This window comes from Methylophaga sp. UBA2496 (assembly GCF_002341635.1).
Taxonomy (GTDB): Bacteria; Pseudomonadota; Gammaproteobacteria; order Nitrosococcales; family Methylophagaceae; genus Methylophaga.
Window position 1 is genome coordinate 454793 of the sequence record NZ_DDOK01000005.1, and the last position, 23706, is coordinate 478498.

Here is a 23706-nt window from a genome sequence, read left to right on the forward strand (position 1 = left end):
ATGCCAACCGGTTTTGGCTGAGCGTCAATGCTTGTCTGAGCTTGCGAATGTTAAATAAATATCAACAGGTCGACTCAGATTCTGATCTATTGATTCCGGATAATGATGAATGCTTTATGCAAAGCAACTGTGATCGATTCAAAGCTGTTTCAGAATTTAGCAATCTAAGCGTTTACGATTGTAATACCTCGACAACATTTTCAATTTGAATAGAAGATACTTTTGTTTTATTCAGGATAACCCCGCCCGGAAGATAAGTAATAGGGCAACTGGCTCAGGCTATTTGGCGTAAGCAACTTGTCAGGACGAACAGCTGTAATAGGATAAGCCACCGACCTCAAAGTATTCTGTTGGCTTCAGCCGGTAGTATTTCGCTTCTGCCTCTTTGGATTGTTCGTCGTATGGGTTGGTCATGATTTCTTGCAGCTCCCGAAGTAGAGCATAGTCCCCCGCCATCGCTTGCTGATAAGCGGGTACAACGAACCACTCTCGCCAACTGTATTTTGGGTTGACCCGTTTCATTTGGCTTGAAAGCTCCTCACTTGAAGTCGTGTGGTCCTTAAAGATAAGTGCTTTCCATTTATCGAGCCACTCTGACCAGCGATTATTCATCTCTTTGGGGGCTTTGTTATACGTCGGGTTCTGGTAAAAGCTTTTTTTGAGTGGACCAATATCGTCAGGCACTGTTGAGAGTTCTCGAAAGAAAATGGTGTAATCCACAGATGTATGCATCATCAGCGATGCAAGCTCGCCAAACAACTCTGCGTTAAAGCTATCGAGTCCAAGCTTCGCTGCCCACATTGTTTCCATTTCCATCTGCATTTTCGATGCAAAGCTGCTTTGAATCTCATCCAGTTCTCGCAGAGTGTCCGGATGCGATGTCAGCAACGGCTTTAATGCCTTACAAAACATGGCAAAGTTGCGTTCCGCAGCAACGGGTTGATTTAAAAATGCGAAGTGTTGCCCTCCCCCCGTCCATGACTGGTAGAGCGGATCAAACAGTTCGCAGAATCCAAATGGGCCGTAATCAAGTGTGAATCCGCCTGCCGCACAATTGTCGCTATTGAAATTACCCTGACAGTAGCCAACCCGGATCCAATTCGCAATGAGTGACGTCAGCCGGTTTCGGAACTCTTGTGCGAGCAACAATATTTTTTCGGGAGTGCTCAGGCTTTGGTCAATAACATCTGCATACTCACGATCGATCAGATGTAAAACTAACTTTTCCAGCTCTTCCATCGCTTGTGGGTATGCGTTTTTACGGGCACGACGACCGAAGAGCTCAATTTGGCCTACCCGAATAAACGACGGTGCAACCCGTGTTGAGATGGCAACCGGTTCCAATATAACAGTATCAGGGTCCATCGAACGTGAGCCTTGCGAGTACCATGGACGTCTTACTTTTTCGGTTTTCGACACATAAAGACTCAGAGACCGTGACGTTGGAACTCCGAGTGCATGCATATGCTCCTGTGCCAGAAACTCTCGAACACTCGACCTTAATACAGCGCGTCCATCCGCGCCGCGGCAGTAAGGCGTCCGGCCTCCTCCTTTGAGTTGCATTTCCCAGCGTTGACCATTGATAACAGCTTCCAGCACTGAAATAGCTCGACCATCACCATATCCGTTGCCGGTATTAAACGGACATTGCTGAGTGTATTCAGTGCCGTAAATAGAAAGTGCATAACCACACGCCCATCCCACCTTACGCATCGATTCCGGAACGCTTGTAAGGTTTCCAGAGAAAACACGCATAAAGTCGGTCGAATGAGCCATGCTGTCGGCGATGCCCAGTTCATGAAATAGCGTTTTACTGTGTGCAACGTACTCAGGGTTTTCGAGTGGTGTGGGACTGACAGGGACATAATGGCCTGAGAAGACTTGTCGCGGATAGTGATCGCTTCCGTTTGATGTCGCATCAGGATCAGCATTCAGCGTATCCATAAACGAGTAGCTGACCAACGTTGCAAAATCGTCAAGGGATGTGGTTTGCTGGGGCAATCGATTTATCATTTTGGCTCCTGATGTCCAGGTAGAAAAGCGGCTTCACCACTATTATTCGGTCGCATCCGTGACTTCCACGATTAGGAACAACTCTTAATAAATGAGCCACTATTGCTTGAGTGTATGCATTAATCCGAAGCCTAAATTAAAAGCAAGTTCCGGATGATTGGTTACCTAGGGTCTGTTGATCTTTCAGAGCCACCACTGCTGGAGGCTATTTTTTCGTCCAACAAGGCGGAAATGACGCGGTGTAGTTGTTCTACATAAGTCATTTCCAACGCCGTAGGGCGGAAAAATAGTCCCAGCCCTTCGGGTTGTGGCTGAAAATCCACCACTCTGCGTTACTCGTCATTTATTTAGAACGACTAAACTACATTTCTCGCGCCTTGATTGGTGCATTTTCAGTCACAACAGAGGCGGCTATGAAAGATCAACAGACCCTAGGGTGAAACATTAAATTTAAATACAGAATATGTTCGAACTTATAGGTTAAAACATTTTACGCACATATTTTTTGCAGTGTATGGTCGTAGTTTTTTTGTAAGGCAATGCTATTTGTTTTATTTTGTACAGACAATCTAAGTAGAAATTTTATACTCAAAGATTATTTTTTATTTTATTGCAGATAGTTATCAGCTGCTTGACTTCAGTTTCACTCAAACCAGTAGCGCATAAGGCCAGCCTGGCAATGTTCTCTCCTTCAGTTGCAAGCTCTCGACCTTTTTTGGTTAATGACATTGATTTCGCCTTGTCATTACCCGGAACCGGCTCTCTTTTAAGATATCCGTGTGACTCAAGCTTTTTTAAAACAGGTGACAATGTCGCTTTACTCAAACCAACAGCTTTGGCGAGATTGGTAGGTGAAGCGCCATCGTCCTGCCACAAAGCCATCATCACTACGAATTGTGGATACGTTAGCTGATGCGGCTTTAAGAGCTCTGCATAGGCTTTGGTAACCTCTCCGCTTGTTGAATAGAGCGCATAACAAACCTGATCTTTTAGCAATGGTCCCATTGGTATCCTGTATTTTAAACAGGTACTTGACATACCTGTTTTGCGAGAATATTGTTAGTGTACGAACATTTCGTAATCAAACATTAGGATACCGCACATGAAAGCTTATTATTCAATATTTTTAATGACACTGCCTTTGTTAATGCCAATCCAACTATCAGCGAATGAGATGGCAGCTGACGACAATTATGTACCAAGTTTAATGACAGATACCCCCTATGAAGGCCGTCAGCTGGCCATTAAATTGGTGCGAAAAACTATTGGTACTATTCAAACGGATGCTGGTGCGAAACATCGTGTAAGAGCAAAATACGCAGAAGATCCTGCACTTTTAATGGATGCCGCCGAGCTTGTTGCAATTGAATTTAAAACCATAGCCATTGCTAACGACTACTGGCGTAAATAATCAAGTAGCTTGGCTTGGATTATGTCAGAGGTTAGGCTGAAGACGGCCTAACCTGGTTTCCCGTCAGGTCTGGGCGTCTTAATAAATAATGACATACAGAGTGTAAGCCGTAACCCAAGCAATAACGCTGAGACATAACCAAAAAGAAACTTGCGTTGGTAACAACCAAATTAAAATTGTTCGGGTTAAACCGACAGCAATAATTAAGACAAATGCTAAGGAAATTAATCGTTTTGGTTATAAAGCTCTGCCGCTATGGTCCAGTGATACTCTGGAGATCCCGCTCAGGATCATTGTTGCCATAGCGCCTGCTGTGATAGACAAGGTTCTGCCATGCGGTGCCCGCTGTCCTGTGCAGCTCTGAACCGCGCGCGGTTAATAAAAAATCGATAATGATGGCTGCGACGAATCCAAACAGCATTTCATGGCGATGCCAAAACAAGGAGTTGCCATAGAAATCATGTTCAATATACCGTTTAAGACCAATCCCCAGAGCAATATTGCAAGCACACTGAAGCTGGCGCCAAATAAAAATAACGTTCTGAATGCCTGACGAAATAAGGGCAGGATGGCTTGTTCACTCGCTGATAATTCATTTGGCTGCGTCGTGGTTCATCCGGCAATAAGCTTGGGTTAAAAAATCACAAAGTGCTTTCAATTTCCTCAAAAATACTGGGATCTTTATCCCCTATCACTTCAATCACACCCCATGCACCCTTATCAGTTCGCATCAAAGCATGATCAACTAAGACATAATGTCCTGGATAATCCACTTTAAACTCAACAATTGTGGCGCCACCTGCCGGAATATTGGTGGTTTGAACATTTTTAAACTGTGCCCCGTTCATTGAGGCTTCCGGGTACACCGTGTCAAAAATCTCACCCACCAGATGAAAAGATGAATTCATCGCAACGCCACCATTGCCAATATAGAGCCTGACGGTCTCTCCTGCCTTAACCTGCATATTGTCTATTAACGCACCGGTACGACCGTTGAACACCACATATTCTGGTTGTGAATCGAGCATTTTCCGGGCATCAAACACCTGTAAGCCTTTTCGCCCTATAGCACCCGTTGTGTATATTTCACCTTGCATCAGATAAAACTCTTTATCGACCGGCGGTAACCCGTCTTTGGGTTCTACCAGAATCAAACCATACATACCGTGAGCCATATGGACAGCCATATTAGGCACCGCGCAGTGATACACAAATAGTCCCGGATTAAGCGTTTTGAACCGGATGGTTTTACTCTCCCCCGGCTCAACAATGGTAGCTTCGCCACCACCACCCGGACCTGTTACGGCATGGAGGTCGATATTATGCTGATGCAAACTGCTTATATGGTTATGTAAGGTAAGTTCAACGGTATCACCCTCTTTAACCCGAATCATCGGCCCTGGCACAGTTCCATTGAATGTCCAGTAATTAAAGGTTATTCCCGGTGCTAATTCAGCCAGAACTTCTTTGGTTTCCAGGGTGACTTTCGTTACATTACCTTGACCGTTTGCCTCAGAAGCAATTGGCTCAGGCACATTATTGGGATCATGGGCAATGTCCTCAATCCATTCAAACTGACCGATATGCCGAAAAAATGTCAGCACGTTATTTAATGGCAGGCCCGGACCTTTCCCCGGACCATAGGATTCAACATACATCGGGTACTGAAACATATACATTCTGCCAATCGAAACAGACAGAAACAGGGCTATACCAACAATAAATATCACCATGGAAATAACAAAAGCACGGGAATGCATCTGATGAATCAGTCGCATAAAGAAAAACAGCGACGCTGTAGCGGCGATCACAAAACCGTACATCTGTATCAAAGTGGTCTTGAGATAGGTCAGTAAGGAAAAACCACCGAGCGCTAATATCACTATCAGGCTGAGTACTAATGCCGTGATCACGGTGATAACCAAAATATTGGAGAGTCGGTGTAAATTCATTATGGATCCTATTTTTTTCAAATAGGCTTGTATTAATTAAAGCCAGAGATTACTGAACAGGAATATAACAAAAAATAATAAAATAAGCCCTAAAATACGCATTTATAGAAATATGGAAAAGTATGTTTTGGAATCGTTTTCATTGCTCGTTTCATCCTCTAATAAATCCTCTAAAGGAATATTTGCATAGGACTCATATACCTTTTTGTTATCTGGATGAAATACCCATAAACCAATGAGCAGCATGCAACAAACACCAATAAGTGTCGTCACAATAACGAGCCAGTTAGATGTTAAAAAAACCAGCATGAATTTTAGAAACAGCAGCAAAATTTCCATAGCATTTAACCAGTTTGCAATGTTATTTTTGTTTCTGACGCTTTTTTATTAGCAATATAAATCGTTGCCAGCACGTTAATTAACATCACCACCGCACCAGTAAAGAAAATAAATCCGCCCATTGCTCGCATAATGTAATAAGGATGCATCTGTGCCACGGATTCAACAAAGGTATAAGACAAGTTGCCATAGTCATCATAGGCTCGCCACATCAACCCCTGCATAATTCCGGCAACCCACATGGACGTAATATAGATAGCGGTTCCGATGGTTGCTAACCAGAAATGCACATTCACTAATTGCACAGAGAACATACTGGTATTCCACATACGTTCGACCATATGATAAAGCGCACCGATAGAAACCATCGCCACCCAACCAAGAGCACCTGAGTGCACATGCCCAATTGTCCAGTCTGTGTAATGCGATAACGCATTGACCGTTTTGGAAGCCATCACCGGCCCTTCGAAAGTGGACATGGCGTAGAAGGCGAGCGATACAATTAAAAAACGCAGAATATAGTCTGTCCGAAGTTTGTCCCACGCCCCACTGAGTGTAAACATCCCATTTAACGCCCCGCCCCAGGACGGAATGATCATCGCCAATGAAATGGCCGCACCCAGAGAGCCCGTCCAATCAGGTAAAGCGGTGTATTGAAGATGGTGAGCACCGAGCCAGACATAGCCAAAAATCAATGCCCAAAAGTGGATGACAGATAAACGATAAGAATAGATTGGTCGCTCAGCTTGTTTAGGAACAAAGTAATACATGATCCCTAAAAAGCCAGCGGTCAGATAAAAGCCAATAGCATTATGTCCCCACCACCATTGAACCATCGCATCCTGGACCCCGGCAAAAATGGAATACGATTTCCACATGCTTACTGGTATCGACAAACTATTGATGACATGCAAATACGTAAACATGATCATCATGGCCAGGAAAAACCAGTTGGCAACGTATATATGGCTGCTTTTACGCTGACTCAGCGTCATGATGAAATTTATAGTGTACGCAATCCACACTACGGCGAGCAGAATATCCAAGGGCCACTCCAGTTCTGCATATTCCTTACCTTGCGTTATGCCTAATGGCAAAGTGATCATGGCGCCAATGACATATAAATTCCAACCCCAGAAAGTGAACCACGCCATGGCATCGCTCCAGAGTCGAACACCGCAAGTTCGTTGGATCACATAATAGGCAGTAGCCATTAACACTGAACCACCAAAACCATAGACAACAATATTGGTATGGACCGGACGTAAACGTCCAAAGGTAATATAGGGATTATCAAAATTGAGGAACGGCCAGGCAAGTTCCGATGCAATCCAAACGCCGACTGCCGTGCCGAGCACTAAATAAATACACGCACTGACACTGAAATACTTCACCACATCATAATTGTAATTTTGATGTTTTTTTGCATTCATACAACTATCCAAACTCTTCCATTACCTTTGTTGCGAGTAGTTTGGACTCTCAATATAGATATGTATAATGAATAATATCTTTATTTATTATCAAAGATATTGATGGATATTAATCAGGCACGCACTTTTCTGGAAATCATTCGCTTGGGTAGTTTCGGGGCTGCGGCAGAAACATTAAATGTGACTCAAACGACTGTTACTGCTCGTGTACATAATCTCGAAAATCAGCTTGGCTGCAGGTTATTTGTCAGGAATCGCTCCGGTGCTACGGCGACGCTTGATGGGGAAAAGTTTATTGAGCATGCGGTAGCGATGGTGCAGGCATGGGAAGGTGCCAAGCGAAATTTACCATTACCGACGGGTACCGAAACCATTTTCAACATTGCTGGCGAAATCAGTCTTTGGAGTCCGTTAATGCTCCAATGGTTAAACAATCTTCGTCAGGATATTTCCGAAACGGCGATTAGTGCAGAAATTGGTGAACGAACCTCGTTGCATCAAAAACTTCAGCAAGGTTTACTCGATGTCATTGTGGTGCATCAACCAGAATACGGTCCCGGAATTCAGGTCGAACAAGTTCTGGAAGAAAAACTGATCTTTGTCTCCGCTAAAAGCCAAGCAGAGCCTTATATCTATGTAGATTGGGGAGAATATTTCCGTAAACAGCATGATATCGCTCTGCCCCATCTGGCAAGACCCAAGCTGACGATTAATCTTGGCCAGCTCGCGCTTCAGCACATTCTGGAAAATGGTGGGAGCGGTTATTTTCGAACGCGCGTCGTCCAAAAATATCTACATTCAGGCCATTTGATTAAGGTTGATAATTACCCTGAATTCACATTTCCTGTGTATATGATGCATAAAAAACAAACTAAAAATGCTAATTTCCAGAGCGTTCTTGATGCGTTATTCAGAGCGGGTAAAACAACTGAACCATGGTTGTGATATTGTTGAGTTGTGTTGATTTAAGATAGAACAAAGTTATGGGTGCTAGCAAAATTTTTATCAACTAATGCAGGTGACCTATGTGGTACTACATAACTAAAGTGTTTGTGAGCGCTGTGGTCATTGTCGTGATTTCTGAAGTCGCTAAACGAAGTTCGATCTTTGGTGCCATTATAGCCTCAGTACCTTTGATTTCAGTTATTGCCATCATTTGGTTGTATCAAGAAACGGGCGATGTCACAAAAATCAGTATCTTGGCATCCAATATTTTCTGGTTGGTTCTTCCCTCTTTGGCTTTGTTTATCACCTTGCCTATTTTGCTGAACATGGGCTTGCATTTTTACTTGAGCCTTTTAATTGCTGTTTGTGTCACCGTTATTAGTTATTACTTTATGCTTTTGGCATTGCGATCATTTGGTATAGATCTTTAACCCCCTACTTACGTTCACATTCTAAATGATGAGCTGCGCCTGGATTGTGGTTAATGTTACGTTTATACCATTTAAAACATTTACTATTTATCCATACTGCACCTCGCATAAAACTCTCTCAACTTGTTTAGCTATATTTAGGAATTATCTTATGAAAACTATCGGTTATGCCGCTCATTCTGCTGATTCTCCCTTAGCACCTTTATCTTTTGAACGACGTGAATTACGAGCGAATGATATTGCAATCGAAATTTTATATTGCGGTGTTTGTCACTCGGATTTACATGTGGCGAGAAACGACTGGGGTGGATCATCCTATCCTGTCGTTCCCGGCCATGAAATTGTTGGTCGGGTGATTGAAGTGGGGTCTGCGGTCACCAAGTTTAAAGTGGGTGAAAATGTTGCCGTGGGTTGTATGGTGGATAGCTGCCAGGAATGTGATGAATGCCATAACGATCATGAGCAGTATTGCCGCAATGGTTTTACATTGACCTACGGCTCACCAGATAGAATTACTGGGGATATGACTCAAGGTGGTTATTCTAAACACCTGGTGGTTCGTGAAGAATTTGTATTGCGTATCCCGGAAAATCTGGATTTGGCATTAGCCGCCCCACTGCTATGTGCTGGCATCACGACTTATTCACCGTTAAGAGAATGGAATATTGGACCGGGCAGCCGTGTTGGCGTTGTGGGAATGGGCGGTTTGGGCCATATGGCGATTAAATTAGCCGTTGGCTTGGGTGCCCATGTCACTGTTATCAGTACCTCGCCGAAAAAAGAACAAAGTGCCAAAGATCTGGGTGCCCATGCTTTTTTGGTGTCAAAAGATGAAGAAGCCATGACCACCGCGGGTTCAGCATTTGATTTAATTATTGATACGGTTCCGGTCAACCATGATCTGAATCCCTACATTCCCTTATTGGATAACGATGCAACATTAGTTTTAGTCGGACAAATTGGCCCGATTGAAGGCCCTAATACCGCACCAATGATTTTTGGCCGTCGCCGTATCGCAGGTTCATTGATTGGTGGCATTGCTGAAACGCAGGAAATGCTTGATTTCTGTGGGCGTATGAACATTTTACCGGAGTGCGAAATGATCAAAATGGATGAGATTAATCAAGCGTTTGATCGTATGGAAAAGTCCGATGTGCGTTATCGTTTTGTCATTGATATGGCTTCATTAAGTGCATAACCTGGTTAATGATTTACAACAGATTTTTTTATCGAAATGCCTAGACGTTTTGCCATTCTGACCAAATTGGCCCGATCGGTTTTCAGCGATCGGGCCGCTTCACTCCAGTTTCCATCAGCTTGCGTAACAGCCGTTAAAATGCACTGTTTTTGAAATTCATTAGTAGCGGTTTTGAGATCCATGCCGGGAGATAGCATGGGTTTCAATTCAGTCGTTTTTTCAACTGAATTCACAGAAATATTTGATGTTGGTAACTCAAGAAACTCCCTATTTAACGAAATAATTCCGGTAGTGGTCGGTTTCGCTTTGGCTTTTAATGAGGCCCGGCTGATGACATGTTCCAGCTCGCGCACATTGCCCGGCCAGTGATACTCCCGTAACGCCAGCTCCGCATCCTGAGACAGTCGTAATTGCCTGATGCCTAATTTTCGACTGGTTTTTTCCAGAAAGTAACCAGCCAGTAATAACACATCCTGATCCCGGTCTTTTAACGGTGGAACCTTGATGGGATAAACCGATAAACGGTGATAAAGATCGGCTCTGAAACGTCCCTCGCTGACCTCTTCCTCAAGGTTTCTATTGGTAGCGGCAATCACGCGAACATCAACCTGTTCGACATTATCTTTACCCACTGGTTGTATTTCACCACTTTGTAATACGCGTAAAAGCTTACTTTGCACGGCTAACGGCAACTCTCCAACTTCATCAAGAAACAGGCTGCCCCCATGGGCTAATTGAAATTTACCCGCTCTTTCACGATCGGCTCCAGTGAAAGCGCCTTTGGTATGGCCAAATAATTCGGCTTCGGACAACGATTCCGGTAATGAAGCACAGTTTATGTGGACTAAAGGTTTATCTTTTCGCAACGATAACTGATGCACAGTACGTGCTACCAGCTCTTTTCCCACGCCGGTTTCACCGGTGATCAACACGGTATAGTCCGAGCCAGCGACTAATTGAATCTCATTTTTCAATGTCTGCATGGCATGGCTTTGGCCTATCAGTTCTCCGCCATCTTTTAATAAGGCTTCCTGCGTCAGTTCCTGGACCAGCTGATTGGCATGCTGAGCGCTGATCTCGAGTTTTTTAAATTCGAGTGCTGTTTTTAATGTGGCTGCAGACAGTGCGGCTATCAGTTCCAGTGTTTTGGGGCTGATCTGGTTAAAGCTGCCGGCTTGCAAGCTATCAATGGTGACCAGTCCAATGACTTTCTGATCTGAATACAACGGTAATCCCATACAGGAATGTACGGGCAAATCGCCGGATCTGGCCAATAACAACCCATCATAGGGATCGGGCAAGTCACAATTGTCCGGAAAAATGAGGGGTTTGCTGCTATTACATAGCTGCTGAAGTCTCGGATGTTCACTAAGATGAAAGCGACGCCCCAATACTTCTGAGGACAAACCCTGAATTGCCAGAGGTGTCAGCAGATTGTCATGTAATCCCAACAAGGCAACAGCATCACATTTAATGGCTTTACGAATCGACGCCAGCAGGCGATCAAAGCGATCATCATTGTTAATGCTGTTTGCCAGATCCAAGGCTACTTCGAGTAATAAGGTTGAATCAAAATCCTGCATAACGCGAGCTCGATTAATTAGCTAATGTCAATTTATCACGATAAGGTCAAAAAGACATGTTTTTATATATGTCTTTTTGACTTATTTGTTTTCGAATAATTTCATACATTATTGATTTGTTTATATAAAAATAACTGGCACAACCTCTGCAAACAGCATAGTGAATGTATTATTCATAATCGCAAAGAGGTTATTTATGTTAGATACCAGAACCATCGAAATTGTAAAAAGTACCCTGCCGTTACTGGAAAACGCAGGGGTTGAGGTCACTGATCATTTTTATAAACGTATGTTCAGTCATAACCCAGAATTAAAAGATATTTTTAACCTTGCTAATCAGGCGACCGGAAGACAGCAGTTTGCCCTGTTCAGTGCGGTGGCAATGTATGCAAAGCATATAGATGACTTAGGTGCGATGGGTGAATTGGTTGAAAGAGTGGCGCATAAACATGTCAGCTTTGATATTCAGCCGGATCAATATCAGATTGTCGGACATCATTTGATTGAAACACTGCGTGAGCTGGCACCGGAAGAATTCACTGATGAAGTCGCCGAGGCCTGGGTGGCAGCCTATGGTTTGCTGGCAAAAGTGTTAATTGGCCGTGAGCAGGATATCTACAGCGATTACCAAAACAAAACGGGTGGCTGGACCGGTCCACGTTTATTTGAAGTGAAGGATAAAACGCCGGAATCGGAACTGGTGACCAGCTTTACCTTTGTGCCGGTGGATGGCGGTGAGATTGCCCGTTACCAACCCGGTCAATATCTGGCCGTTAAGGTAAAACCTGAGCAGGCAGAAAATATTGAAATCAGACAATATTCCATTTCCGATAAATTTAATGGTGAAAGTTACCGAATCAGTGTCAAGCGTGAATCTCAGCCAAAAGCAGGCTTGGTTTCCAACTACTTACACGATAAAGTTCAGGTGGGTGATCAGATTGAATTAATGCCACCCACCGGGGATTTTTATCTGGCACATGTGGACAAACCAACCGTACTGATTTCTGCCGGTGTGGGCATTACACCGATGATGGCGATGCTGGAAACACTGCTGGCCAGTCAAACCAGTCAACCTGTCTGGTTTTTACATGCCTGTGAAAATAAACATCAGCACTCCTATGCTAATCAGTTAAAAAGCCAGGCAGATCAATTGGATAAACTGCATTACTATTACTGGTATAAACAGGATGATTCTGATGATGAAAAGGCCCTGAGCGGTTTAATGCAATTAGATCGGCTGCAATTTGAGTTGCCATTAACGGATGGTCATTTTTACCTCTGTGGTCCGGTTGAATTTATGCGTTTTGCCAAACAGCAGCTAACTGATTTAGGGGTTCCGGCCGAGCAACTTCACTATGAAGTGTTTGGTCCGCATAGCGATATTTAACAGTTAATCAGGTGGAGAGCGAACGCCTGCTCTCCACTTTTCTGCTTTTTAAAAAGAACATCTTGACGCAATCTTCATCTGCATTGGCGTAAAAGCATTCTGTACTGATAACAGGATGCATCATGAAAAATATCTATACTGCACTATTATTTGGTGGAATGTGGCTGTTTCCCTTATCCACTTATGCGGAATCTCCAGGCGATACCAAAGTATGTGAAGAATGGGCCAGTAAAGCCGGTTCCTATATGTTGTTCAGGCAGATGAATACGCCAATTTATGAAGCCATGGAAAATGCCATGGGCAATGTCACTCGTGGCTTATTGCTCAGTGCGTATCAGCAACCCGTTGCGGAAACCAATGAAGGGAAGCAGCAAGCCATAGATAATTTTAAAAATCAGACTTATGGAGACTGCATTTCACAAATGGAATAAGTTTTAAAATTCATATTCCAGCAAGGCTCGCCAATTGGTATCGGCAGTTTTGGATGATAATCCAGTAAGCACACCCACTTCCCAATGCAGTTTTTTGCCTGGAGATAGACTGATATCCCCCAGAAAAACCGGCCCCAGAGCACGGGTATCTTCACCCGCATAAAATTCAATGGCAGGTTCAAAATAGCGGGAATGCCTGTAGCGTGTTTGTAATGACAAAGCGGTTTCAAACTCACTTTCCTGAGTTTGTCCCCATTCATATTTAAGCCAGAAGTTTGCCGTACCCACCCATCTGCCCCACTCTTTCAAACCAATTAATCCTGCAGACACTTCCCAGTTATTATCATCACGTTGTCGTTCAAGTTCGGTAATCAATCCCCAGTCAATATCATATTCACCTTGTTCTGTGAGTTGCCAGAGCGCTTCAACTTCAAATGCTTGCAAGCGAAAGTCATTATTCTGGTTATCTTCGCCGATCAAATAACCTTCAATAAACAGACGATCCGTCAGACTTTTGCCTATACCCAGTCGTTGAACCTGTTTTCCGTCAGAGTCCGTCATTCGCCATTCAATTTCACGTTCCAGCGGTTGAACATAGGGAGAATAGACTTTATCGACCGGATTACCGTCGGCATAGCTGGCTGGTGCGATGAGGATTAAAAAAACAATGGTGATTCGAAGATTAATCATGTTGAATAGACCTGGAAAATCGTCCGGAAACAATAACAATCAGCATCAGTAACAAGCTTGTCAGATAAACCAGAATCTGACTCCATGTTGGCGTCGCTTCATAGGCCATCAAGGCATACAGTAACTGACCAGGTAAGGAATGTTCGCTGATAAGATGAGAGCTGTCCCACACGGGGTTTGATGATGCCAGCCAGTCCGCCTGAATCAGAAACTGGGTGGCCTGAGACATCATGCTGCTACCTACAATCACAACCAGAATACAGATACATTTGGCTGCGGCAGCGGGCTTTAAAGCAATCATCAGGTGATATAGAAAAATACCGCAGCTGACGCCAATACCTAATCCAATCAAACTGCCTGACAATACAGATTGCATTAAAAAGTGGTCACTGCGAAAGCCGGAAATATATAACATGATTTCGGCACTTTCCCGGCTAATGGCCAGAATGATAGCTGTCATCATCATGCCTTTGACCAGTTGATTGGGTAAATTAATATCCCTTGATATAAGCCATAAAAAAACCGTCAGACAACAATAGATACCTATGTGAATAGCGGTATTGGTTATTTCCTGACCAACCCCTTCCAGCCAGTTTGAAACTTCCGGTAAGAAATACGCATACGTGGCACCGGCAATCAGACCCAGCAGAATGGCCTTGATCAAAAAGCGACGTGATTGCTGGCTAACCGTGGTAAATGCCATAAACAGACTGACCACCATCGCCGCTTCAAGTACTTCCCGTAACACCAGAATGACGCTATTGAGCAGCATGGTTATTTACCATCTTCTTTGACAATGATTCTGCCCTGAGCTGTTTTGGGGAAGAATTCTCCAAAAAACGGATAAACGCCAGGTTTTAAGGGCCCAATAAAAATAATTGCCTGGGTATTTCCCGGAATGACCTTTTCGCGATTGAGTTCATAACTCTCAAACTCTTCGGGTGTCGCATCCTGGTTTTTAACCAGTAATTTCACCTTGGTATTAGCTGGGATAACCAATTCATCGGGATAGAACAGATGATCTTTTATCACTATTTCAAAAACCGGAGGTGCTGCATAACTATTTAATGAAATCATAAAGATAGCTATGCATGTCAATAATTTTTTCATCATTTATTCAACGCTGCGGGAAAATCAATCACGACCTTAAGGCCGCTTTCAAATGCTGAATTGGTAAGTTTGATATCAGCATGGTGCATTTCAATAATATGTTGAACAATAGCCAGTCCCAGACCGCAACCGGGTAATTGCAGATCACTGTTTTCGTTCTGGTAGCGATAAAACCGGTCAAAAATCCGCTCATACTGGTCTGCTGGAATGCCCGGTCCATCATCCTCAACAATTAAACGCACGCCTTTTTCAGTTGGGTGAACTTGAATCAGAATATGTCCGTTTGCTGGAGCGTATTTACTGGCGTTATTCAGCAGATTCTGTAGCAGTGTTTCCAATGCGAAAACATGACCTTGCATCATCGCGGATTCACCTATTAATTCAACATGCTGCTGTCTTTTTTCAAATTGCTGATAATCCCGTGCAATCACATCGCTGGTTATTTTATATAAATCGATTGATTCATCCTTAGCGGCAATTTGCTCTGGCGCAGTGCGATAGAGCATCAGGATCTGATTCACCAGATGGCCCATTCTATCGACAGACGCTTGCATAAGTTGCCAATCTTCGCTGTCATCACCATAGGTTTGTCGCAGGTTATGTAAATGTATTTGAAGAGCACTGATAGGGGTACGTAATTCATGTGCTGCATCTGCAGCAAATCGTTGTTCACGTTGAAAACTCTGATCAAGTCGCCAGAATAGCTGGTTTATAATTTTGACCAATTGGCTCATTTCAATTGGCAGATCTGCCAGTTGAATTGGCTTTAAATCATCCGCCTGTTTGCTGGCAAGTTGTCTGGAAAGATTTTTCAGAGGTTTCAAACCCGTGCCAATTAACCACCAGATTAAAATAGCCGCGATAACAATGCCGAAAAAAGCCGGCAAAATGGTGGCTAATACGATATCTTCTGCCATAGAACTGCGAACATCGCTCCGCTCTCCGACGATAATCCACCGTTGAAGCTGGGGATCCGGATAGGCATAGTTATGCCAGCGAAAGCCGTTAAAATTAACGTCGTAAAAGCCTTTTTTAAAGGGGCTGAGTGCAATATGTGGCGCGGTACTCGAACGAGTTAACAGTTGACCCTTAGCATCCCATATTTGAAAAAACAAATAATCACTGGTGGGGCTTTGAGCCGAATCAGAAGTGGTTTGAGCAACATTTGCTGATGCAATTAATTCAGCGGTGTTAACCAACCGTTCATCAAATAAATCTTGTGCGGTTTCGATACTGGACTGGTAGCCTTTCAGTAATGACACAAACATCACCAATATTAGTGTGGCGACTAATATCAGCAGTAAATATAATCGAATAGATTTCATGTGTTGCTAATTTGATAACCTACTCCGCGAATGGTTTTAATAAACCCTTCCGGAAGTTTTTTGCGTAAATGATGCACATGTACCTCAATGGCATTACTGGTCACTTCTTCACCCCAGCTATAGAGCCTGGATTCCAAACTGTCCCGGGTCTGGACCCGTCCAGCGTTCTCCATCAGGATTTTCAGCAACATAAATTCACGCCGTGGTAATTCAACCAATGCGTTATCAACATTCAGCTGCATGGTTTTGCTGTCCAGGATGACGGAGCCTATCTGTAATGCCGCGTGTTGCTTACTGCTTAATCGACGTTCAAAAACCCTTAACCTGGCGAGCAGCTCATCAATATCAAATGGCTTGGCCAGGTAATCATCGGCACCCGCATCCAGTCCAATAACCCGATCATTAATACTCCCGCGTGCTGTTAACACCAGTATCGGTAAGGCGGCATTAATCTTGCGGATTTCGGCAAGTACAGCTGTGCCATCCATATCCGGTAACCCCAAGTCCAGAATCACAATATCTGGCGGGGTGGTTTTAATACTATTAATTCCCTGACGCCCCAGACTCAGATGATTTACGGTAAACCGATCTTGGCGCAGCGAGCGGATAAGGCCTTGCGCCAATGACAGATCATCTTCAATTAGCAGTATTTGCATCGATTTGGTCATTCATATGTTTGCTCACTTCAGCCAACGCCTTGTCGATTTCCATTAAACGGCCTTTATCTGCCAGTGGTCTATCTGCTCTGGGAGCCGCTTTTTTAGCAAATAACAAATACGATTCAGCTTGTTTATAGTGTTTTTTATCCATTAAAAACAAGGCATAAAAATAATTACTATCAATACCTTGTGGGTTTAATCTCAGAGCATTTTTTAATAGTTTTTCTGCGGTGGTTTTATCCCCGAAGCCCAACGGCCAACCCGGAACCTTGTAATACAAAGTGCCCAACGTAGTATAGGCCGAACCGTTCAAGGCCTGATCATCAATTTCAATCGCTTTTTCCAGATCAGCTTTAGCTGTTTTGGCCATGGATAACGCGCCAAGCCCCCCTTTTATCCCGGCATAACTGGCATAGATAATCCCCCGCCAGATTAATACGTCTGGCTGTTGTGGCGATTGTTTTTTAATTTCATCAGCCTTTGCTGTTAATGACTCAAATGCGTCAATCTGCTGTTTGTCTGTTAATTCATAATTGGCATGTTCCCAGGCCGATTGCAAAGGCAATGCTTCAGGCGAGATCGCCTGAGCGGATAAACTGAACATTCCAAATACCACACTGTAAAGAATGACATACCCTTTTTTCATTTTGCTGCTCCTGTCCAATAACGCTGAATCACGGGGAGTTTTTTGGCTAAGCCTTGATCCACCCAATGACTATTAATTGAATTCAGCCAACCGAAAAAGCGTTCCGGCCAGCCTAAAAACTGCTCATTGCGATGTGTTTGCTGAAAAAAGTCGATGAACTGTTTTGCGACGGTTTCAACTTTATCGCTATGATTACCCAGCGCTTTATTCATGGCTGTCACATTGGCATCATTCATCGCGGTGCTAATGGTGCGTGGTGCAAACAAACGTACCTTGATGGTGGTATCTGCTAATTCACGACGCATCGCTTCGGTAAAACCTCGCAACCCAAATTTACAGGCACTGTAGACACTGAACCCCGGAAAGCCGAGTCGGCTGAATGCCGAGCCGATATTGATGATCTGAGCGTTATCCGCTTTTGCCAGGATGGGAAGTAATAATCGTGTCAACTCGATAGGTACCAGCAAGTTCGTCATAAGCATTTGTTGCACAGTAGTTTCGTTCATCTCTTTGAGAGGGGCGAAATGATTGTTGGCAGCATTGTTAATCAATGCATCAATGCCAGCGGGAAATTGCTGGCAATAGGAAAGCACAGCCTGACGACCATGACTGGTGGTCAAATCGCTGGCGACACAATGGTGCTGACCACCCAATGTTCGATTAAGCTGCTCCAATTTAAGATGATTCCGTCCGCAAAGAACCAATACAACACCTTGGGCAGACAACGCTTTGGCCAGTGCTGAACCCAGACCACCGGTTGCTCCTGTTAAAACGATCGTAATTGGTTTTGAATTCAGTGGCGTATTCATAGCGTGAGACTCCGGAAAATATCGCCATACAACTGATAAAACATTTTTGCGCTGTGAATTATCTGCTGTTGTGCCAATGGATCGTCTATTCGGTTCATCAATCCCTCGAAGAACTTCACATGTTCCTGATCCAGCGCACCATGCGAACGTAAATAACTAAAGGCTTTGTCAGGTAAAAACAACGCATTCTGAATCGCTGTCGCGGCATTATCTGCGGTAGCAATACTGGTGCCCTCAAGGACATGCACCATGCCAAAAAATCCCAGTGGGTTAACTCGAAAAACGGTATCGTAGGCATAGGCCACCATCACCTCGGTGGCAGGATTGGGACGACTGTTTCGCACCAATTCCTTATCGTGACCACAAGCAGCGATATCATTCAGGATCCATTCCTGATGCCCCAGCTCTTCCTCAATATATTCGGCAACGGCTTCACGCAACCACTCGTATTGCTCTGGCAATTGCGATCCAACAGCCATCAGTAACGGCACGGTATGTTTTACATGATGATAGGCCTGGGTCAGAAAGGCGATATACAGATCCAGCGTTACTTCCCCACGCATTGTTTGTTCGATAATCGGGGCAGAAAACAAATGTTGTCGTTCAACATCTGTCTGCTGGCAGAGGGTGTCAAAAAATCCCATATTGTGGCTCCTGGTAGATGGATTCCAATTCATTTTGAAACAAAGAAAAAATTTGATTGCGCCGTGGTCGGCCATTGGCCGTGAGCAGTCCAGCTTTCGCTGTCAGTGGCTGTTCAATTCGCAGCCATTTGATAATTTGTGCATAGGCAGGCAGCTTGTGATTGACCTTTAATAGCCAATGTTCAAGTTCGACATCGCTTAAACGGGTATAAATCAATGCCGTACAGTACGGTTTCGCATCACCAAATAAAACGCATTGCAGGATTTCCGGGTGTGCCAGAACCTCGCTTTCCACCCACTCAGGATTGATATTTCGGCCATAACTGGAAATCAGCAGCTGTTTTTTACGGCCATGAATCACTAAAAATCCATCCTGATCCAGATAGCCCATATCACCGGTAGATACTCTATTTTGTTGGGGTGAGTTGATGCCAATGTAGCCCAGGAAAGCATTGCCAGTGACCATGATTTCACCCTCTTCAATCTGGATGTCGACATGTGGCAATAGCTTGCCCGCTGTTCCAGGCTTGTCTTGTGCAGGTGTATTGAGACTGACTACTGAGCTGCACTCCGACAAGCCATAGCCTTCATATACTGGTAGTCCAAACTGGCGAGCACGTTCAATCAGTTCTCTGGCAACCCGGCTTCCTCCCACAGCAATAAACCGTAGGGATTCTGGTGGTTGCCAGTCCTGCTCAGCTGCCAGGACCAAAGCTGATAATAATTCCGGAACCAGAATCAGACTTTCTGGCTGGTAATGGGAAAGCGTGGTCAGTAATTGATAAAGCTTGCCTGACAGGCTGCCGGAAAAGCCGGTTTCCTTCATGCCGAGTAATATCACTTCTCCACCACTTAATAAGGGTGTGTAAAGTCCGGCAATGTTTTCCAGCAATGTACTTAATGGCAGTAATGCCATATGCCGTACATTTTGCATTTGCAGTACGCTTAATAAACTCTGACTGACCTGGTATTGATTGTCATTACTCAGGCAGACTCCTTTTGGATCGGCTGTTGATCCTGAGGTGAAGGTAATCTTTGCTGTGCCTGCAGGTAATGTGATGTAAGACTTACCTCGACAGGCCGTAAAGCGCATCATCAGACTGTTCACAAAATGGCTTTCAGCCAGAACATCGGCATCTATCGTTAAAGGGCGATCATGAACCAGCCCAACAGCACCAGCACTCTGCAAGGCATGTTGTAGCTGATCCGGGGTAAAAAATAATGGCAAAGGCAATAAAATAATACCGGCGCGTTGTGCGGCCAGATCCATGATCAACCATTGCAAGCTGTTATCTGCCAGTAATCCGACAACCTGATGTTGATATTCCATTAATTCTGCAGCGACTGATTCAACCTGCTGCATCAATTGCTGCCGCGTCAGTTGCTGAAGACCATCCCCCACACATATTTTGTCGGGCTGCTCTGTTGCCAGCATTTCCAGAGATTGTAAAATTTTGCTGCTCATTTACTGATCATCCTGGCGGTGTTATGGACAAAATCCTTATGGGTATCCAATAGCGATTGAATGACATGATGTTGTAGCAAATGCTCGATTGCTGACGGCAGATTGCCGGCAAGAACGACGGGGTGATGAGAGTAATAACTTCCCCACTGCTGAGTTTTATCAATCAGTAGTTGAGGATCGGCTTCGCCTAAAGTGAATGTTGTGAGCTGTAGCCGGGCGATGAGATGTCGGACCTGACGTGTTGCGGTAAACACAACCCACTGATAATCGGCCTGATGCAATACGGCTGCCAGCAAAATAAATAATAATGGACTGCCACTGTTGAAACTGGCAGCCAGATTACCGATTTCCACAATGTCCGAACGACTGGTTTGAATACCATGCAGTTTCAGTGTTTTTTCGATGGGGTGTGCAAGATACTGTTCAAGAAACAATGGTTGCTGCTGAACCGGTTGGAAACCAATCGCCGAATCAATTACATCATCCATCTGACTGGCAATAAAATACGGTAAAAAATGCTGTATTTCAGCGCCAAAAGTCTGATTAAAACGCTCGCTGATAAAGGCTTGCACCGCTATATGTTCAATTGACTGATTATCAATTAAAGACAGTGATTTATGCGGAAACAACAAACGTTGTTGCCAATGTCTCGCTGCGGAGGGTGTCGAACTATTTAATTTGGTGGCTTCCATAAATCATCTCCTGATGTTTATGGTTGCCTAGAGTAAAGCCCGTTACTTAAGAAAAACTTAAGCTATTTTTTAATGCATTCAGGTTTAAGAAAAATATAAAAAAAGCCTGAAAACTATCTGACTGAAAGTTTTCAGGCCTATACATTTATATCCTGTTTAAGGAGTCAAGTCAGTTCGACCCAGCGGCATATCATAGCGTTGTTCCCGATATAACCAGGATGGCAATAAAACATGTGACAGCGCTTTGCGTTCATCTGCCGTTGATGCCGGTCCTACAATTTCCAGTTGACGGGACTTCGGTGAGTAATAGCCTTCAAGTGCAGAATTTTGCGGCCTGAGTACCGTTACTTTTTCACCGTGCATCAGAGCGAAATAATCAGCGAACTGCATCAACGCACGACCGGTGGACTGCTGTTCACTGTCTAGACTTAAATCACGTCCAATCATCGGCGTTTCGGCATTGACTCCCATTAATGACAATAAGGTTGGTGCCATATCAATCTGACTGGCAACTGTTGGTATGCGCCGTGGCTGAATATCAGCACCTAAAATTAAACCGGGAATTTGAAAACGTTCAATGGGCACGAGTGCATCGCCATAAACGTTTAAATCATGATCAGCAATCACCAGAAATAAGGTGTTGTCCCAGTAATCACTCTGCATCGCCTTATCAAAAAACTGCCCTAGCGCATAATCGGCATATTTCACCGCATTGGTATTACTTTGTTTGACAGGGTTATCCAGTTCAATACGGCCATCGGGAAATTCATAAGGCGAATGATTACTCGAGGTAAATACCAGACTGAAATAAGGCTGACCCTGGGCATGTTTTTGTTGAATCTGCTGGTGCGCTTTATTCAGTAAATCCTCATCAGATACACCCCAACTTCCAGTAAAAACCGCATGTGGGTAATCATGTTGATCAATGACTGATTCAAAGCCATTGCCAATAAAGAAACTCGCCATATTGTCAAAGTGTGACTCACCACCATAGATAAACTCGGTGAAATAGCCTTGCTGTTTGAGTAAACCGGCAATGGTAAAAAAGTTTTGTTGAGACAGCGAAAGCTTAACCACACTGCGAGCTGGCGTCGGCAAATAGCCACTGATTACCGCCTCAATACCTCTTACTGAGCGAGTGCCCGTGGCATAAAGCTGTTCAAACCACCACCCCTTTTGTTTGAGGCGTTCAAGTTCCGGGGTGACGGCATATTCACCGCCAAGAGACTCAACAAACGTTGCCCCCATACTTTCTTGCAGAATAATCACCAGATTGAGTGGTTTATCCCGTTTTACCGTTGCCTGCCGGGTATTTAAGGTTGGAAATTTACTTTTACTGTCTATGCCAATCCACGGGTAGCTTTCATGTATTTCAGCCATTATGGCTTCATTAGACATTGTGCCGTAGACCTCAGCAGCATTTGATTCGTGCTGCATATTGTAAATAGCAAAATACACTGACCAGGCGGAGTTAAGCATAAGACTATTCACCATCGCATCCGGTGTCAGAGCAAAGCTGGACGGATTGGCAGGCCGATGACCAACAGACGATCGAATCATTAAAACAAGTACGATGATCAACAACGGCCAGGTAAGCCATAATTTCCAAAGCGGCCAGGGCCTTTGAGTGTTATTCAGCCAACGTTGCAATAACTTAACGGCAAGACAACCTGATGCGACGGTCAGTAAGAGTCCTGTCACTAAAGGCATTCGAAAACCGTGCCATAAGGTCGCAAACACTTCACGGGGATATTTCAGATATTCTACAAATAACCGGTTGGGACGCAGATCATACTGACTGATAAAAGCAGGAGTGGATGCTTCCATAAAGCTGATAATGACAATAACCATTACGCCCCAAACGAGCACCAGATTTTGCCAAAATTTCCAGCCAGGTCGATTTGCCAGTAAGGGCAGTCCGAGCGCTAATGGCGCGAGTAACATCCCCAGCATAATCAAATCGGCACGAATGCCTTGCCAGAAAATAGTGGGGAGTGAGGCAGCTGTTGTCACCCTCTCCCACTGCCACACCACTAAGCCAAGACGCGATAAACTCAGAATCACTAAGCCCGTCAGCAGCAGCTGAATAAATATCAAATAAGGGCCAAAAAAAGACTGTAATTTTGACATCATCAGCCCCGTCCTACTAATGGCCACAGAATAGTCAGCCAAGTCGCCAGAGCAATAATAATGGCAATAAAGACCGCCAGAGAACCATAATCCTTCGCTCGACCAGACAGCTGATGGTGTTCGGTGCTGATGCGATCAACGGTACATTCAATCGCCGAGTTCAGTGCTTCAACCATCACCACAAGCAATAAAACCGTGATCATGGCCAGTCGTTCAACTGGTGATACATCGAAAAAGAAACTTCCAATACCCGCAGTTAATAACAGCAGAAAGGCTTGTCGAAAAGCCGTTTCATAACGCAGTGCGGCGAAAAGCCCCTGCATTGAATAACCAAAAGCATAAAACAGCCGTTTGCATCCAGTTTGTTTTTCCACAAAATTGCCCCATTACTCAAAATGAGGCTAATGCTACGC

General features: G+C 44.2%; 25 protein-coding genes. 6 read left to right on the forward strand and 19 right to left on the reverse strand.

Annotated features, from left to right (window positions below; translation table 11 throughout):
* Positions 1–300 precede the first annotated feature (300 nt).
* On the reverse strand, positions 301–2013 hold the full coding sequence (locus B2W60_RS09265) for a protein adenylyltransferase SelO (protein ID WP_292359480.1): 1713 nt from the start codon (positions 2011–2013) through the stop codon (positions 301–303).
* A gap of 588 nt (positions 2014–2601) precedes the next feature.
* Complete coding sequence (locus B2W60_RS09270) at positions 2602–3018, reverse strand: MarR family winged helix-turn-helix transcriptional regulator (protein WP_292359478.1); 417 nt, start codon at positions 3016–3018, stop codon at positions 2602–2604.
* A 97-nt stretch (positions 3019–3115) separates the two neighbouring features.
* Between B2W60_RS09270 and B2W60_RS09275 the strand changes: the two genes are divergently transcribed.
* The gene (locus B2W60_RS09275; protein ID WP_292359476.1) at positions 3116–3424 is read left to right on the forward strand and encodes a hexameric tyrosine-coordinated heme protein; all 309 of its coding nucleotides are present in this window, start codon (positions 3116–3118) and stop codon (positions 3422–3424) included.
* 253 nt (positions 3425–3677) lie between these two features.
* Here the strand turns inward: B2W60_RS09275 and B2W60_RS09280 are convergent, their stop codons facing one another.
* From B2W60_RS09280 to ccoN, 4 genes are all read right to left on the reverse strand, one after another.
* Positions 3678–3866 (reverse strand): NnrS family protein, encoded by a 189-nt coding sequence (locus tag B2W60_RS09280; protein WP_292359475.1) that lies wholly within the window; start codon positions 3864–3866, stop codon positions 3678–3680.
* 199 nt (positions 3867–4065) lie between these two features.
* Positions 4066–5376, reverse strand: coding sequence for a copper-containing nitrite reductase (gene nirK / locus B2W60_RS09285; RefSeq protein WP_292359473.1), 1311 nt, complete (start codon positions 5374–5376; stop codon positions 4066–4068).
* A 102-nt stretch (positions 5377–5478) separates the two neighbouring features.
* Positions 5479–5715 (reverse strand): cbb3-type cytochrome oxidase subunit 3, encoded by a 237-nt coding sequence (locus tag B2W60_RS14350; RefSeq protein WP_414673283.1) that lies wholly within the window; start codon positions 5713–5715, stop codon positions 5479–5481.
* Positions 5716–5720: 5 nt separating this feature from the next.
* Entirely contained in the window at positions 5721–7148 is a 1428-nt protein-coding gene (gene ccoN / locus B2W60_RS09290; protein ID WP_292359470.1) for a cytochrome-c oxidase, cbb3-type subunit I, read from the reverse strand.
* Between the two features lie 102 nt (positions 7149–7250).
* On the opposite strand from ccoN, the gene B2W60_RS09295 reads away from it, so the two are divergent.
* From B2W60_RS09295 to B2W60_RS09305, 3 genes are all read left to right on the forward strand, one after another.
* Positions 7251–8093 (forward strand): LysR family transcriptional regulator, encoded by an 843-nt coding sequence (locus tag B2W60_RS09295; protein WP_292359468.1) that lies wholly within the window; start codon positions 7251–7253, stop codon positions 8091–8093.
* 80 nt (positions 8094–8173) lie between these two features.
* Complete coding sequence (locus B2W60_RS09300; protein ID WP_292359466.1) at positions 8174–8524, forward strand: DUF3147 family protein; 351 nt, start codon at positions 8174–8176, stop codon at positions 8522–8524.
* A gap of 151 nt (positions 8525–8675) precedes the next feature.
* A complete protein-coding gene (locus B2W60_RS09305; protein WP_292359465.1) occupies positions 8676–9722 on the forward strand; it encodes an NAD(P)-dependent alcohol dehydrogenase in 1047 nt (348 codons plus the stop codon).
* A 5-nt stretch (positions 9723–9727) separates the two neighbouring features.
* Here the strand turns inward: B2W60_RS09305 and norR are convergent, their stop codons facing one another.
* The gene (gene norR / locus B2W60_RS09310) at positions 9728–11305 is read right to left on the reverse strand and encodes a nitric oxide reductase transcriptional regulator NorR (protein WP_292359463.1); all 1578 of its coding nucleotides are present in this window, start codon (positions 11303–11305) and stop codon (positions 9728–9730) included.
* Positions 11306–11501: 196 nt separating this feature from the next.
* Here norR and hmpA point away from each other — a divergent pair, with 196 nt between their 5' ends.
* Together hmpA and B2W60_RS09320 are read left to right on the forward strand one after the other, a co-directional pair.
* On the forward strand, positions 11502–12692 hold the full coding sequence (hmpA, locus tag B2W60_RS09315) for an NO-inducible flavohemoprotein (RefSeq protein WP_292359461.1): 1191 nt from the start codon (positions 11502–11504) through the stop codon (positions 12690–12692).
* Between the two features lie 122 nt (positions 12693–12814).
* Entirely contained in the window at positions 12815–13123 is a 309-nt protein-coding gene (locus tag B2W60_RS09320; RefSeq protein ID WP_292359459.1) for a hypothetical protein, read from the forward strand.
* Positions 13124–13126: 3 nt separating this feature from the next.
* Here B2W60_RS09320 and B2W60_RS09325 read toward each other — a convergent pair whose 3' ends face one another.
* The 12 genes from B2W60_RS09325 to B2W60_RS09380 all read right to left on the reverse strand — a co-directional run bounded on the left by B2W60_RS09325 (position 13127) and on the right by B2W60_RS09380 (position 23667).
* On the reverse strand, positions 13127–13813 hold the full coding sequence (locus B2W60_RS09325) for a hypothetical protein (protein WP_292359457.1): 687 nt from the start codon (positions 13811–13813) through the stop codon (positions 13127–13129).
* Complete coding sequence (locus B2W60_RS09330) at positions 13806–14585, reverse strand: FTR1 family protein (RefSeq protein ID WP_292359455.1); 780 nt, start codon at positions 14583–14585, stop codon at positions 13806–13808. Before B2W60_RS09330 ends, B2W60_RS09325 begins: the two co-directional genes overlap by 8 nt.
* 2 nt (positions 14586–14587) lie before the next feature.
* A complete protein-coding gene (locus B2W60_RS09335) occupies positions 14588–14926 on the reverse strand; it encodes a cupredoxin domain-containing protein (protein ID WP_292359453.1) in 339 nt (112 codons plus the stop codon).
* Entirely contained in the window at positions 14923–16248 is a 1326-nt protein-coding gene (locus B2W60_RS09340) for a sensor histidine kinase (protein ID WP_292359451.1), read from the reverse strand. Before B2W60_RS09340 ends, B2W60_RS09335 begins: the two co-directional genes overlap by 4 nt.
* Complete coding sequence (locus tag B2W60_RS09345) at positions 16245–16904, reverse strand: response regulator transcription factor (RefSeq protein WP_292359449.1); 660 nt, start codon at positions 16902–16904, stop codon at positions 16245–16247. The genes B2W60_RS09340 and B2W60_RS09345 overlap by 4 nt, the downstream gene beginning before the upstream one ends.
* Positions 16885–17553: a tetratricopeptide repeat protein gene (locus tag B2W60_RS09350; RefSeq protein WP_292359448.1), complete on the reverse strand. Its 669-nt coding sequence runs from the start codon at positions 17551–17553 to the stop codon at positions 16885–16887. Before B2W60_RS09350 ends, B2W60_RS09345 begins: the two co-directional genes overlap by 20 nt.
* Positions 17550–18362, reverse strand: a complete 813-nt coding sequence (locus B2W60_RS09355; protein ID WP_292359446.1) for an SDR family oxidoreductase — start codon at positions 18360–18362, stop codon at positions 17550–17552. The genes B2W60_RS09350 and B2W60_RS09355 overlap by 4 nt, the downstream gene beginning before the upstream one ends.
* The gene (locus B2W60_RS09360) at positions 18359–19006 is read right to left on the reverse strand and encodes a TenA family transcriptional regulator (protein WP_292359444.1); all 648 of its coding nucleotides are present in this window, start codon (positions 19004–19006) and stop codon (positions 18359–18361) included. The genes B2W60_RS09355 and B2W60_RS09360 overlap by 4 nt, the downstream gene beginning before the upstream one ends.
* Complete coding sequence (locus B2W60_RS09365) at positions 18993–20471, reverse strand: AMP-binding protein (RefSeq protein WP_292359442.1); 1479 nt, start codon at positions 20469–20471, stop codon at positions 18993–18995. The genes B2W60_RS09360 and B2W60_RS09365 overlap by 14 nt, the downstream gene beginning before the upstream one ends.
* Positions 20468–21163: a thermostable hemolysin gene (locus B2W60_RS09370; RefSeq protein WP_292359440.1), complete on the reverse strand. Its 696-nt coding sequence runs from the start codon at positions 21161–21163 to the stop codon at positions 20468–20470. The genes B2W60_RS09365 and B2W60_RS09370 overlap by 4 nt, the downstream gene beginning before the upstream one ends.
* A gap of 156 nt (positions 21164–21319) precedes the next feature.
* Positions 21320–23296, reverse strand: coding sequence for an LTA synthase family protein (locus B2W60_RS09375; RefSeq protein WP_292359438.1), 1977 nt, complete (start codon positions 23294–23296; stop codon positions 21320–21322).
* On the reverse strand, positions 23296–23667 hold the full coding sequence (locus B2W60_RS09380; RefSeq protein ID WP_292359436.1) for a diacylglycerol kinase: 372 nt from the start codon (positions 23665–23667) through the stop codon (positions 23296–23298). The genes B2W60_RS09375 and B2W60_RS09380 overlap by 1 nt, the downstream gene beginning before the upstream one ends.
* Positions 23668–23706 lie beyond the last annotated feature (39 nt).